The 13761-nt window shown below is 57.6% G+C and carries 16 protein-coding genes; 12 read left to right on the plus strand and 4 right to left on the minus strand.

All coding sequences use genetic code 11. The features are described 5' to 3' along the window. The first annotated feature begins 714 nt into the window (after positions 1-714). The 4 genes from RXV86_RS06420 (at position 715) to RXV86_RS06435 (ending at position 3546) form a co-directional block, all read left to right on the plus strand. On the plus strand, positions 715-1071 hold the full coding sequence (locus RXV86_RS06420) for a hypothetical protein (RefSeq protein ID WP_316298483.1): 357 nt from the start codon (positions 715-717) through the stop codon (positions 1069-1071). A 513-nt stretch (positions 1072-1584) separates the two neighbouring features. Beyond that, complete coding sequence (locus RXV86_RS06425; protein ID WP_316298485.1) at positions 1585-2220, plus strand: sigma-70 family RNA polymerase sigma factor; 636 nt, start codon at positions 1585-1587, stop codon at positions 2218-2220. Then, on the plus strand, positions 2217-2852 hold the full coding sequence (locus tag RXV86_RS06430; RefSeq protein ID WP_316298486.1) for a ChrR family anti-sigma-E factor: 636 nt from the start codon (positions 2217-2219) through the stop codon (positions 2850-2852). Before RXV86_RS06425 ends, RXV86_RS06430 begins: the two co-directional genes overlap by 4 nt. A 178-nt stretch (positions 2853-3030) precedes the next feature. Continuing rightward, a complete protein-coding gene (locus RXV86_RS06435) occupies positions 3031-3546 on the plus strand; it encodes a fasciclin domain-containing protein (RefSeq protein WP_316298488.1) in 516 nt (171 codons plus the stop codon). A 98-nt stretch (positions 3547-3644) separates the two neighbouring features. On the opposite strand, the gene RXV86_RS06440 is transcribed toward RXV86_RS06435, so the two are convergent. Beyond that, entirely contained in the window at positions 3645-4370 is a 726-nt protein-coding gene (locus RXV86_RS06440; RefSeq protein ID WP_316298490.1) for an SDR family NAD(P)-dependent oxidoreductase, read from the minus strand. Continuing rightward, complete coding sequence (locus RXV86_RS06445) at positions 4367-5137, minus strand: DUF1365 domain-containing protein (RefSeq protein WP_316298493.1); 771 nt, start codon at positions 5135-5137, stop codon at positions 4367-4369. The genes RXV86_RS06440 and RXV86_RS06445 overlap by 4 nt, the downstream gene beginning before the upstream one ends. 127 nt (positions 5138-5264) lie before the next feature. Here RXV86_RS06445 and RXV86_RS06450 point away from each other — a divergent pair, with 127 nt between their 5' ends. From RXV86_RS06450 to RXV86_RS06480, 7 genes are all read left to right on the plus strand, one after another. Next, positions 5265-6608, plus strand: coding sequence for an FAD-dependent oxidoreductase (locus RXV86_RS06450; protein WP_316298494.1), 1344 nt, complete (start codon positions 5265-5267; stop codon positions 6606-6608). Next, positions 6547-7704, plus strand: a complete 1158-nt coding sequence (locus tag RXV86_RS06455; protein ID WP_316298495.1) for a cyclopropane-fatty-acyl-phospholipid synthase family protein — start codon at positions 6547-6549, stop codon at positions 7702-7704. Before RXV86_RS06450 ends, RXV86_RS06455 begins: the two co-directional genes overlap by 62 nt. Beyond that, a complete protein-coding gene (locus RXV86_RS06460; protein ID WP_316298497.1) occupies positions 7697-8191 on the plus strand; it encodes a hypothetical protein in 495 nt (164 codons plus the stop codon). Before RXV86_RS06455 ends, RXV86_RS06460 begins: the two co-directional genes overlap by 8 nt. Beyond that, positions 8191-9417, plus strand: coding sequence for an MFS transporter (locus RXV86_RS06465; protein ID WP_316298499.1), 1227 nt, complete (start codon positions 8191-8193; stop codon positions 9415-9417). Before RXV86_RS06460 ends, RXV86_RS06465 begins: the two co-directional genes overlap by 1 nt. Then, entirely contained in the window at positions 9414-9974 is a 561-nt protein-coding gene (locus RXV86_RS06470) for a DUF3833 domain-containing protein (RefSeq protein WP_316298500.1), read from the plus strand. The genes RXV86_RS06465 and RXV86_RS06470 overlap by 4 nt, the downstream gene beginning before the upstream one ends. Before the next feature lie 108 nt (positions 9975-10082). Then, positions 10083-10748, plus strand: coding sequence for a hypothetical protein (locus RXV86_RS06475; protein WP_316298502.1), 666 nt, complete (start codon positions 10083-10085; stop codon positions 10746-10748). Between the two features lie 101 nt (positions 10749-10849). Then, entirely contained in the window at positions 10850-11341 is a 492-nt protein-coding gene (locus tag RXV86_RS06480; protein WP_316300188.1) for a DUF3833 domain-containing protein, read from the plus strand. A gap of 219 nt (positions 11342-11560) precedes the next feature. On the opposite strand, the gene RXV86_RS06485 is transcribed toward RXV86_RS06480, so the two are convergent. Both RXV86_RS06485 and RXV86_RS06490 read right to left on the minus strand, forming a co-directional pair. Then, positions 11561-12031, minus strand: a complete 471-nt coding sequence (locus RXV86_RS06485; protein ID WP_316298503.1) for a CIA30 family protein — start codon at positions 12029-12031, stop codon at positions 11561-11563. 32 nt (positions 12032-12063) lie between these two features. Next, on the minus strand, positions 12064-13476 hold the full coding sequence (locus tag RXV86_RS06490; RefSeq protein WP_316298504.1) for a deoxyribodipyrimidine photo-lyase: 1413 nt from the start codon (positions 13474-13476) through the stop codon (positions 12064-12066). 195 nt (positions 13477-13671) lie between these two features. Between RXV86_RS06490 and RXV86_RS06495 the strand changes: the two genes are divergently transcribed. Further along, positions 13672-13740, plus strand: a complete 69-nt coding sequence (locus RXV86_RS06495; protein ID WP_316300190.1) for a DUF2256 domain-containing protein — start codon at positions 13672-13674, stop codon at positions 13738-13740. Positions 13741-13761: the final 21 nt, after the last annotated feature.

Raw genomic sequence — 13761 nt, forward strand, 5'->3', positions numbered from 1 at the left:
TGAAGCCATCATAACCATGGATCAGAGGCCAATCATGCACTAACAATCATCTTGGCCCAGTCAGATGAGGCTGCTCACAATCGCATGGAATGCTGGCCTGTCCGAAAGGCCACGCAATGGTGGGGCTCCATGCAGCCAAGAACGTGCTCGCGTGTGTGGATGTTCGCAACGACGCTCCTCCTGGAAAAAATCTTGAGGTGTTTGTTGATCCAGATAGTCAGCGCGCGCCTGGTACCGTAACCATGCATACATGTGGCCACGAATTGGACGCCTTCATGATAGGTATCCACGTTGGTCGGAACTTGCTTCTATGTGGAAGGTATCGCTAGTAAAGCGCATTTAGATCCCGAGCAAACAAGAAGCGATAGATACCAACTGCACCTGGGAAGACATCTACTGCATCTCGTTAGTTCAGCTTGGGTTCCACCAATGCCATGCGCATGAAACAATGCCGCGAACAGGTAAGAAGGGCTGATAGGCGCCTTCGTAAACGATGCAGCATCGGTCATGAGCGGCTCGAACCGGTCCTTCTCTGCGCACAGCATCAAGGCCAGATGAGCGGACAAAACAACCATTCGGAAGGATTGTTTCCGACGGCCACGGCACAGAAGACGGCCACGGCACAGAAATAGCGGAAATTCTAAGCTTCCGCCAACCACCAACAGATCCCCGGCTGAAGTGACGCTGGACGGAGCCAACACAAGGAACCGGACCGTGCTGTTCTATCCAGGGGGAAATACGATTGATGATCTGCTGATCGTTGATGGGGTGAACCACTTCGGGAAAGCGCAATACCAGATCGACGATCCTCTGGGCGACATCGGGTTCAAGTTCTCCACCGGAGAGCGCATTCAGGCCGAGTGCGTCAGAGAGGGCAAGAACATCATCGGTGACCCCGAGTGCCAACGATATGAGGTCTACCGGTCGTCCTTCGACCCGATCGACGGCACCCAGGCTGATCGACCGATCCCCGGTCTCCAGCGCCCTCTCACGCGGCCTCAACACTCCGGATGGTCGCACCTGACACTCCAGACCGCACCCGTGCTGACCTCCGCCCCAGACGGTCTATGATACCTCAAGAGGCGCTCACACAGTCTCTGCTAAAACCGCCGACTCTCACGCATTCTTGGCTGCGTTTTGCCCCTACCACCGCCCCAATAATGACGGGTTCTCCGAAAAGCTGATACAATTCATGGACCGACAAGGGTTCCTGCCTTCCCAGCCACTACCCTCTCAGACAATGTGGTAAGGGTCCCGGGTCCTCGGATCGGCCGGAAATGCCCCTGTTTATGCCCCTGTTTGTGGGTGGGTTGTTGGCTGTCCAGGAGAGGGTTTCCCATACGGGGCCCATAAATGAGGAGGGGAGAATATCGGATCCCCCAGGGCGAAAGCTGAGCAGCCTCATCTGCATTTATCGGTGTCACGAGTGTGGTAACGGGTCTGGTTTGATATCAACCAATGCTTGCCAGCCGATACCACCCCAATTTGTCGATCGTTTGAGGCTGGGTGCTCACCATTCGAAACTACTGATGATCATTTGCCAGTAATAGTGATCCGGGACTCACCATTTGTCGTAGTAAAGGCATGATAACGCAAATTCTTGATTCCCCTTACGCCGCTCGGCGGTCTAACGTGGTTCAAACCCACGAAAGAATGCCTGTGCCTAAAAGCAATACCGAGATTTCGCAGCAGACCCGGTGGATGATTGCCGTACGTGACAACCGCGACCGCAACGCATTTGCTGCTCTGTTTGATCACTTTGCTCCTAGGCTCAAAGGGTTCATCATCCGTGCGGGGGCGTCGGCGCATCAGGCCGAAGAAATCGTACAGGATGTGATGCTGACGATCTGGCGCAAGGCGGCACAGTTCGATCCGCATCGCGCTCAGGTTTCAGCATGGGTTTATCAGATTGCCCGTAATCGGCAGATCGACATCGCCCGCAAAGAAAACCGTCCCACTCCCGAGGAACTAAAAGAGGAGCCGGGGACGGAACCCGACGCCAGCCAGATCCTTGGGCTGGAACAGGAAGCCAGGCAACTAAGACAAGCGCTTGCTGCGCTCAAACCCGAACAGCGCGAAATCATAGAACAGGCCTATCTTGGCGAGCTGACCCATCAGGAGATCAGCGCGCAGACGGGCCTCCCCCTTGGAACCATTAAGTCGCGCATCCGGTTGGGACTGGAGCGCCTCAGACACGAATTGAAGGACCTCAAGCAATGAGTGCCATTTCCCATCATGTCCCCGACGCCATGTTGGCGGCCTATGCGGCTGGCAACCTTCCGCACGCTTTCGCGGTGACCGTCGCGAGCCACGTGTCGTTGTGCGGACAATGCCGCGTGGCTCTGGGCGCGCATCAGGCGGTTGGCGGTGCCGTTCTCGAAGACACACCAGTTGTCGCGGTGTCGTCTTCATTGAAGGACGATATTTTTGCCCAGCTTGACGCGCCCTTTACGCCCGAGCCGGTGCACGAGCGCAATGGAATATTCCCCGGCCCGGTAATGGAAGCATTGAAGGGCCGTGAACCTCAGTGGAAAACTCTGGGCATGGGCGTCCGTCAGGATATCCTGTCAGCGGACACAAACGGTTCCGTCCGACTGCTCTACATCCCGCCGGGTCAGGCCGTGCCGGATCACAGCCATAACGGGCTGGAATTGACGCTGGTCCTACAGGGCAGTTTCAGTGATGAAACCGGTCGGTTCGGTGTTGGCGATCTTGAAATTGCCGATGAACACCTTGAACACACACCGGTTGCCGATGACGGAGCCCCCTGTATCTGCCTTGCCGCAACGGACGCGCGATTGCGGTTCCGCGCATTGGTGCCACGGCTGTTGCAGCCGCTGTTTCGCATCTAGGTCCAACGGCAAACGAACAACACTTTGAAGCCGCCATTTTTGGCGGCTTCTTTTTATTTTCAACGATTTACATCACGAATCCGTGAGGCCGTGATCCATCACAGGCGGCACACCGTAACCCTTGTACGAACATGAATTGAAACCGGGCAGGACAGGCCCATCAACAAGGAGACTACCCATGAAAACCACGATCAAAACCGCCATCGCCGCCGTCGCACTCAGCCTTTCTGCCGCCGTCGCGCAATCCAACACCATCGTCGACATCGCGGCTGGGGATGACCGCTTCTCGACGCTCGTGGCCGCAGTCACCGCAGCCGGCCTGGCAGAGACTTTGTCCGGTCCGGGCCCCTTCACCGTGTATGCCCCGGTGAACGATGCCTTCGCGGCCCTGCCCGAGGGTACGGTGGAAACCCTTCTCAAGCCCGAGAACAAAGGCCAGCTGACCAACGTGCTGCTGTACCACGTTGATGACCGCGAACTCACTGCCAACATGATCCCGACCGGGTCGAACTATTTCAAACCCGTCCTGAGCAGCGAGCGCCTGTGCATCACGGCCGGTGCTGAGGGGGTCAAGATTGCCGATGGCACGGGGCAGATGGCCAACGTGATCATCGCGGACATCAAGGCAGACAACGGCGTCATTCACGTGGTCGACAAGGTGCTGTTGCCCGGCACGCGCCCGGCCTGCCACTAAGATCGCTAGCCCTGCCATTTGAGGCAGGGCACCCAAAACAACTTGGGGCTGCCGAACTCTCGGCAGCCCCATTGTTTTGGTTAAAGGAAGAAAGGGCGTTACTTGCCGCGATAAACCAGCCAGTCCGGCAAAACTGCAAGCCAGCGGATCAACCAGGAAAACGGCGCTGGGAAATCCGTGCGGAAACGGCGCTTCTGCATGGCCTTGACCACGCGTGCGGCCGCCTCGTCGGGGGCCATCAGCATGGGCATGCGAAAGTCATTCTTCTGGGTCAGGCGGGTCTTGATAAAGCCGGGATTGACCAGCCGCACCACAATACCCGTGTCTTTCAGATCAAAGCGCATTGTTTCTGCCAGGCTGACCAGTGCCGCCTTGCTGGCGCCATAGCCGATAGCGGCGGGAAGCCCGCGATACCCGGCCAGCGAGCCGATCAGGGTAATGTCGCCGCGATCCTGCGCAACCATTTTTGGAACCACTTCGCCAAGGACACGCATCGCCCCGGTAAAATTGACATCCGCCAAGATCAACGCGGTTTCGCTGTCCCACTCTGTCGTGCGCATGGGCTCATAGGCGCCGGCGTTATAGATCACACCGTCCACGTCACCCACTGCTCGCGCCGCGCGACGCACGGAGTCGCCATCGGTCACGTCCAGCGCAAGCACGGTTGCACTGGTCAATTCGGCGTTAAGGGTGTCCAGTCGCTCTCGGTTGCGTGCCGACAAGATCAGCCGGGCGCCTTCTGCATCCAAACGTTTCGCCAGGGCACGCCCCAAACCTTCGCTTGCCCCGATGAGCCAATATGCTTTTTCGAAGAAATCGGTCATTTGCCGGGGCCACTCAAGGGCTGGCTTTCGCTTGTGAAAGTCGCGGGCGCAGGTTGTTTGCGAAGAAATGGTGCGCGTTTCAGATACAGGATCGCCGCTTGCCAATGGATCAGTGCCAGAACCCGAACCGCACCCAAGGGGCGGCGGACGGCGGCCCACAGAAGCGACTTGTTTGTGGCCACACACCGGTCGCCGGCCAACGTCGCAAGAACGCCCTGATCCTCATTTTCAAAGGAAATGCGAATGTCGATCCGTGTGTCGCTGAATCCGAAATTGAATCGGTAATGACCTGCGATTTTCTGAAACGGCGACACATGCATCAGCTTCTCGGCGATCAGGGCGTCGCCGCGTTCAATCGGGCGAAAATCTTCGTGTGCACAGAAATAGCAGTGTCGCTGGCCGAAGGTGCTGTTCACCTCGGCAACAAAGGCCCGCGGGGTGCCATCAACCAGCGCAATCCAAAAGCTGACCGGGTTGAAATGAAACCAAAGGAAGCTGGGCTGGGTCAGCAACAGAAGCTGCGCGTTCTTGGTTTGAAACCCGCGCTTGTGCAGAACCTGTTTGAACCACGCCAGGCCGCGCCCGTCGCCCCGCGCGCCGCCATGATGACGATCCCACAGCGACCACAGATTGAAACGGTTTCGCGACATCAGCGCAGGCGTCTTGGTGCCAAGATCGGTCAACACGAAATCGACACCGTAGCTGAAGGTGTTCTTCAGCGTTCCGCGGCGGGCGTGAAGGGTTTGGGCCTGAATATGTTCCAGCATCATACCTCGAATACGCGTGCGCGTGCCTGTTGGATCAGAACGCGTTGAAAACTTTTCTCCTGCTTTTCTGATCCAATCTGACGGGCCCCGCGTAAAAGCCTCATAACGTTGCAAAGATGAGGACGGAATGTTCGATCAGATCCACGGCCCAAGAAAGAAAATCGCAATTGTCGGCGGTGGCATATCCGGCCTCTCGGCCGCCTATTACCTGGCGCCCTACCATGACGTCACCCTGTTTGAAGCAGCCCCGCGGCTGGGCGGTCACGCCCGAACTGTTATGGCAGGCAAGAACGGCGACCAACCGGTCGATACCGGTTTCATTGTTTTCAACTATGCCACCTATCCCTACCTGACGCGGCTGTTCCGTGATCTCGACGTTCCGGTGATGAATAGCGAGATGAGCTTTGGCGCCAGCATCAATGATGGCTGGCTGGAATACGGCCTAAGCAACATGGGCGCGATCACGGCGCAGAAAAGCAACCTGCTGCGGCCGCAGTTCTACAAGATGATGGCAGATATCCTTCGCTTTGGAAAACGTGCCGAGGCCGCTGCCACGGATGACAACAAGACCATTGGTGAACTGGTCGATGAGCTGGGCCTCGGCGATTGGTTTCGCAACAACTACCTTATGCCGATGTGCGGTGCGATCTGGTCGACCCCGGTTGAAGATGTCGACCAGTTCCCGGCGAAATCGCTAGTACGGTTTTTCCGTAACCACGCGCTTTTGGCCGGGTCCGGCGAACATCAGTGGTGGACGGTGAAGGGCGGCAGCATTGAATATGTCCGCCGGTTGGAAACTGCGCTTTTGGCAAGGGGTTGCGTCATCCGCATCGATACGCCGGTCCGGCATGTCCAGCGCGACACCCACGAGGTTCGCATCTTCGCTGACAAGGGCTTGTCAGCATCTTTTGACGAGATCATCATGGCCTGCCATTCGGATCAAGCCCTGCAAATCCTCGGCAAAGATGCGACAACAGCCGAAGCCGAAGCACTTGGTAGTATTCGCTATCAACCCAACACGGCGGTCTTGCATTGTGATGCAAACCAGATGCCCCGGCGGCGCGCCTGCTGGTCCAGCTGGGCGTACCGGTCGCAAGACGGCGAAATCGGTCTCACCTACTGGATGAACCGACTTCAGAACATCCCCGAGTCCGACCCTCTGTTCGTCACCCTGAACCCGTCAACCGAGATCCCTCAGGACACGATCTATGACGTGGCGCACTTCGCCCACCCGATGTTCGACAAGGCCGCGCTCAAGGCACAGTGCGACATCCGCGAAATGCAGGGCCGCAACCGGACATGGTTTGCCGGGGCTTGGAACCGGCACGGGTTTCATGAGGACGGCATCGCCAGTGCAATGCGTATCGTGCGCGCCCTGAATGAACGTCACCAATTCAAAGGAATAGAAAATGCGCTTGACCAACAAGGCCCTGAAATCGAATTTCCTGTCGACCTGCGAGCGACTGCGTGACGGGCAACTGACCCTGCGAACCCCCGAGGGCGAGCGGTATCATTTTGGCCATTCCGGCCCCGAGGCCGAGATGACCATCCGTAACTGGGTCGCTGTGTCCGCATTGGCCGCGCATGGACAGGTCGGTCTTGGTGAAACCTATGTTCAGGGCCTGTGGGATACCCCATCGGTTGAAGGCTTGGTTGCCTTGGCCATGCGCAATCGCGAGCATCTGGGCGCCTTTGATCAGGCAAGCCCGTTCAACAAGGCCAAGTTCCGGTTGGTCGATACGGTCATGCGGGCCAACACCCGCCGCGGGTCGCGCAGAAACATCCGCTCGCATTACGATGTGGGCAACGAGTTCTACGCGCTGTGGCTGGATGAAGGGATGACCTATTCCTCCGGGCTGTATGAGCAGGCCGATGACGATCTGACACGCGCACAGACCCGCAAGAACGCGCGCGCCTTGTCGCGCCTCGGAAACGGAGAGCGCACGCTTGAAATCGGCTGCGGATGGGGCGGTTTTGCGGAACATGCCAGCGAAGAAGGGCGCGACGTGACTGGCGTGACCATATCCCGTAACCAGCACAGCTATGCCGAATGCCGCCTCGATGGCCGTGCTGACATTCAGCTTCGCGACTATCGAGACATCGACGGGCAATACGACAACATCGTTTCGATCGAGATGATCGAGGCCGTAGGCGAACGTTACTGGCCCAGCTACTTTGCCACGCTCAAGCGTAACCTCGCCGAAGGCGGGCGGGTGTTGTTGCAGGCAATTACCGTCAAGGACAGTTTCTTTGACACCTACAAATCTTCGTCCGACTACATCCGCCAATATGTCTTTCCCGGCGGTATGTTGCTGTCGGACAGCGTGATCGAGGGTCAAGCCAACAACGCGGGACTTGAGGTGCGTGACAGCTTTGCATTCGGGCAGGACTATGCTCAAACCTGTCGCACCTGGGCCGAGCGCCTGACCGCGCAAAAGCGTCGCGTTTCCGAAATGGGATATGGCGAGAGCTTCTTCCGCAACTGGCAGTACTATCTCGAGATTTGCGCGGCGTCCTTCGCCGTGGGGCACACCGATGTCGTTCAGGTGGAGTTGGCCCATGCGTAAAGTTATTTTAGCTCTCGTCGCGCTGGCGTTGCCCATGGGCGCGCAGGCGTCCACGATCAAAACCGCTTTGCCCGGTGCAGAAATGCGCGGCGCGGCCACCTTCCGCTATATCGGCTTCCCGCTCTACAAAGCCCAGCTGTTCACCAAGTTTGGTGCCCCGCTGGATTGGAGCAAGGACTTCGCGCTCGAGCTGAAATACCTGCGCAACCTGAGCGAATATGACCTGGTTGAAGGCACAATGCGCGAACTGAACCGTACCGGCGCCACCCTGCCGGTGCGCGGCCAGTTGCAAAAATGCTTTCGCCATGTGCGCAAGGGAGACCGCTATGTAGCTATCTCCGAAGGGCCAAACCAGGTCCGGTTCTGGCACAATGGAAAACGGGTTTGCACGCTAAGCCATCCGAGTATCAAAACCCGCTTCATGTCGATCTTCCTGGGCGACAACACACGTTCGAAATCCTTCACCCGGAAACTGAAAGGCGAGTGATGCTTTACCCGCGTGTCAGCCTCTATGCGCTGATGCTGGCCGCGGCTGGCATTCCGCTTTACATTCACTTGCCGCGATTTGCGTCGGTCGAGCTGGGCATCGGGTTGGGGGCAATTGGCACGATCCTGTTGGTTATCCGGCTGGTCGATCTTGTGCAGGACCCGCTGATCGGCTGGGCAATCGACCGCTGGCCGCGGGCGCAAATCCTGTTTGCCAGCGCCGCAGCGGTTGGGCTGGCCATCGGCTTTCCGTTGCTCTTTACCGCCCAACCGGGGCCAAACGGGGTGCCACGCCTGGTGGCAATCCTTGTTCTGCTGTTCTCAGCCTACAGCCTGGGCATGATCCTGCTCTACGGGCGCAGCGCCACGCTTGCGGCGACACCGACCCCGCGTGCCCTGATGACACTGGCAGCGTTTCGCGAGGGGGGTATGCTGGCCGGTGTCGTCATCGCCGCCATTGCGCCAGCGATCCTTGTCGTCCTCGGGGCTGCTGGACAAGGATACGAAGCCTTAGGTCTGTTTCTGGGCGCGTTGGCCCTTGGAGTGGCCGTGATTACCTTGCCGATCTGGCGTCGCGAGCCCGTCTTGGGTGAACGGCTTTCCCTTGTCGGCCTGCGCCAGGCCGGTGCGCTAAGGCTTCTTGTGCTGGCATTGGTCAACAGCCTGCCCGTGGCCATCACGTCCACCTTGTTCCTGTTCTTCGTTGAAGACCGTCTGCAACTGCCGGGCAAGGCCGGACCCTTGTTGATCCTGTTCTTTCTCAGCGCGGGTTTTAGCGTGCCGCTCTGGACCCGTCTGAGTCAGAGAACGGGTCCCAAGGCCACGTTGTTGATCGCCATGCCGCTGGCCATCCTCGGCTTTGTCGGGGCCGCTTTCCTGGCCCCCGGCAGTCACTTCGGGTTTGCGCTGATCTGTCTGGCCTCCGGTGCCGCCCTGGGGGCGGACATGGTCATCCTGCCCGCGATGTTTTCCGTGGCGCTAACCAATGCAGGCCTCAAGGCATCGCTGGCCTTTGGCATCTGGTCTTTCGCCGGCAAACTTGGTCTGGCCCTGGCCGCCTTTGCCGTTCTGCCCATGCTTGAAAACAGTGGCTTTACACCCGGCGCGACGAACAGCGCTGAAGCTCTGAAAACATTGAACATCTCTTACGCCGTACTTCCCTGCATCCTGAAACTCGGCGCCCTGGCTCTTGTCCTGGCGCTTCCGACGGAGAACCCAACCCAATGAAACTTCTTACAGCCTTCCTCTTTCTTGTGATTCTGGTCATGGCAGCAAAGTCCATGTTTCTGAGCTTTCGCGCGCAAAATCCGGCAGACTATGCCGATGCGGGACCCACCTTCTCACTCAAGACGCACCTGAACGGTGAAATCCTTTCCGAGGGACTGATCTACGGTCCAACGGGGAAAATGACCAATAGCTTCGTGGCCAAAATGGTCGGTGAATGGGACGGCGACACCGGTACGCTAAGTGAAGAGTTCACCTACTCAAACGGCAAACAGCAAAGCCGCAAATGGTTCCTGAAACTTGGTGATGGCAACACCTTCACCGCAACTGCCGACGACATCGTCGGCGAGGCACGTGGCGTCGTTTCGGGATCGACGATCAAGATGGAATACCAGATCGTTCTGCCGGAAGACGCGGGTGGTCACACGCTGACAGCAACCGACTGGCTTTACCTGACTGAAAGCGGCGTGATCATGAACAAGTCCGAGATGCGCAAGTTCGGCATCAAGGTGGCCGAGCTGGTTGCAACCATGCGCCCGGATCCCGACGCGCAACGCTGAACCGGCGTCGGCCCCGAAACAGAAAGACCCGTCCTGATGCACAAAAAATACCCCATTGTTGCGATAGCAGTTGCACTAGCGACAGTTGCGTTTGCGCTGTCGCCGTTGATGACAAGTGAATTCGCGGGCTACAGGCCCGAACAGTTTCCCGTGGTTCTGGAGTTCTGGCCGGTTCAACCAGCAGGGTGGGCCTTTGGCATCTGGGGTGCGATCTATATCTGGCTAATCCTTGGGGCAATCTGGGGATTGCTGAATGCGCCTCAGGATGAGCATTGGCAGCGGATGCGTCCACCGCTGCTGATCAGCCTTTGCCTTGGCATGTTCTGGATTGCCGCCGCGAACGCCGCGCCGATCCTGGCAACCGTGATGATCTTTGCCATAGCGGCGACCGCCGTTTTGGCCATGCTGCGCGCCGGGACAGACACCCCGGTGTGGCAGGTGCGCCCGGTCGCGCTTTACGCTGGGTGGCTGACGGCGGCGACCGGCGTTGGTGCCGGTGTTGTGCTCGGTGGGTACGGTGTGCTGAGTGGACAGGCTGCAGCTTTGGTCATGCTGGTGGCCGTTTTGGTGGTGGCATTGATCGTGCAATCCTTGCGACCGGCCGAATGGGCCTATCCGCTGGCGGTGATTTGGGCGTTGTGCGGTGTCATTTCGGCCAACGCATCGTCGTCCAACCTGACTGTGATCTTGCTGTCAGCGTCTGGAATCGTGGCGCTGGCCTTGGGCTACGCTCTGCGCAGGTCGACACCTTCGCCCCGCAAAAAAATCTTGTGACAGCCGATGCAACGCCCAATCGCATTTGCGCCACATCCCTCCAAATCGTGCCTTTCGGAGAAGCCTCTATGAAAACCATCCTCGCCCCGTTCACCTTTTTGATGTTGATGGCCTGTTCCGGCACACCGGGGCCGGATGACAAACCCCTTTCTGACCGGACCCTGAACCTTGAAGACTTCTTCGAGGGTGAAACAGTGGCCTATGGTCAATTCCAAGACGTGTTCGGCTATGTTCAACGTCGGTTCAAAGTCCAGATCTCGGGCACGTGGGACGGTAGAACTCTGCAACTGGTCGAAGATTTCACCTACGACGATGGGGACACCGAACAGCGTATCTGGACCCTTGAGAAAACCGGTGAAGACACCTGGAAAGGCACCGCTCCGGGTGTTTTAGGTGTCGCCACTGGCCGTGAAAACGGCGACACTTTTAACTGGACCTATCGCATCGACCTGCCGGTCCGAAAGGGAACCATGCGCGTCGATTTCAATGACTGGATGTGGATGCTGACAGATGATCGCGTTCTGAACCGTGCCTACGTGTCGCGGTTCGGAGTGCGCATTGGCGAAGCGACAATCGTTTTCGAAAAGGATTGATTGGTCGAGATCGCACTCAGGTCAGAAAGGCCGCTGGCTTTCCAGACAAGTGTTTCTGTACACGTCGGAGCCGGCCGCCTGCAAACATAAACGCCGCAATCCGACGACGCTGGACCATTGATCAAGCTGTCTGTCGATTATTAGTATAGCTTCTTCAAATCTTACTGGTGAGTTGCCGCACCGCACAAACCTTAGAAGTAGTGTGATCTTTGGCGTTGGTCAAAACAGCCTGACATCCGATACAGAGATGTCCGCTTGGAAAACGCGTCCCACTGCAACGATACCAATTCGACGCAACTTGGCGGGATCAAGAACTTGCTCCGTTCTGTGAGGTTCAAAGACACAAAAGGGGCAGCGCACAGTTGTCCATTGCGCTGTTGCACGGAATGACGTGCGAAACGAGTGCCATGGCCGGTCCAGACCTTCTGTTCGAATACGAAGATCATAGATCTCGTCATTACCGCAGATATCAATCTCGATGCCGGTCCAGTTGGTTGCATCCAGACTTGAACCGTCCCGCTTCAGATCCGACGCCATTTGAATGAAGCCGCCGTTGTTTTCCAGCGAGATCATCCCGGTCAGCCGTGTCGCGCTGCGCCCAACCACAACCTGAGTGGCAATTCGACCGCGCGAAACACCGCCCATTACGGCATCAGCGACATACTCCCAATTCGTTTCTAGCTTTAACACTAGGGCATCCTCTCAATGCGTTGGTGCCGAAATCAACGCGCCTCATAAGCTGCAAGAGCCCGTTGCCGACCTTCATTTAGTCCGACAATCGGGGTCGGATAAGGATCATCCGGTGACAGCCCCCAAGCGTGCGGGCAGGCGTCGAAAAACGCCAGAGCCTCGGGGCCGGGGTCAGTCACGAGTTCGGCCACAAATCTTTGAATGTACGTCTGTTCGGCGTCGAACTTCTGGGCCTGCGTTTCTGGATTGAAAATGCGGAAATAGGGCGCGGCATCCGGCCCGCTACCTGCAACCCATTGCCATCCCATTGCGTTTGCTGCCGGGTCCCAATCAATCAGGCACGCTTCGAACCACTTCTGTCCGATACGCCAATGCTTGAGCATGTGTTTGGTAAGATACGACCCAACAATCATGCGACCACGATTATGCATATGGCCCGTTACGTACATCTCCCGCATGGCCGCGTCGACAAGGGGAACACCCGTCCGACCCTGTTTCCAACGCAGGACCACTTCGTCCTCAAGGTTCGACCAAGGGAAGGCGTCCCACTCCGATCTCCAGTTGCTGTGAGTGATCTCGGGGGTGTGGAAAACCAGATGGTAAGCAAATTCGCGCCACACGAGTTCTTTCAGGAAATGCTCTGCCCCGCCAAGGCCTTTCAGATGCGCACGCAGTCCAGCATGCCAGACGGTACGAGGCCCGACCTCGCCCCAGGCCAGGTTCTCAGACAGTCGCGAGGTTGCATCTTGCGCCGGGTAGTCGCGACACTCCTTGTAGTCTCCGATTGCTCTCCGCAGGAAACTGGAAAGGCGCGCATTGGCCGCAGATTCGCCAACATGGGTATATCGCGCCAATACTTGTGCTCCCCGCTCCATACCCTTGCCGAGCGCCCAGCTCTGAGGCCGATCCGACGCCGGCCAGGTTTCAGGCGCCAAAAGGCGCGCCGGTGCGGGGTAAGACGGCGCGACATCCAGATCTCTTACCGCCCGCCACATCGAGCTATAGACCTTGAAAAAACCGCCTTGCTTGGTTTTGACCGTCCATGGTTCGAAAAGAACATGACCGGGCCAGCTTTTCGCCCCGAAACCCGCGTCTTTCAGCACTGATTTGACCTTGGTGTCACGCACAATCGCGTCAGGATCATAGGTCCGCGTCCACCAGATGTCCCCGGCACCGGTTTCACGCGCCAGGGCGAGCAGTTCGTTTGCCGCAGTTCCGCGACGCAAGATCAGTCTGGATCCAATTTCTTTCAGACGATCGTCAAAACATTCAATTGCTTTCAACAGGCGCCATTTAGGGGCCGCTCCGAAGGTTTCCGCTGCCTCATCCAGCAAGACCACTGGAATAACGGGGCGCCCGCTTTTGCCTGCTTCAGTAAGCGCCGCGTGATCCGCAAGCCTGAAATCCTTTCGGAACCAGAGAATTATGGGTTTTGCCTTGGTCATCAAACTTACGCTCTTTCTTGCTTCTCATATCACTACGAAGGCCAACCAGAGACGGTTCAAAAGAAGCCAGTTTGAGGCTCTTTTTTTGATCTTAACCAAGGTCCGAGCCGTATCAGCAACATGATCAAAAAATGCGGGCCTGATCACCATGCTGATTCAGGCCTCAGGAGGTCAAGAATCATGCGAAAATGCGAGATGCCCTTTAAGTCGTGTCCGGTGTGCTGTCGGCCGTTCTCGTGGCGTCGAAAATGGGCGAGATCGTAGAGCAATGTGCGATTCTGTTCT

The organism is Aliisedimentitalea sp. MJ-SS2, from assembly GCF_032586155.1.
Classification (GTDB): domain Bacteria; phylum Pseudomonadota; class Alphaproteobacteria; order Rhodobacterales; family Rhodobacteraceae; genus JAWHTC01.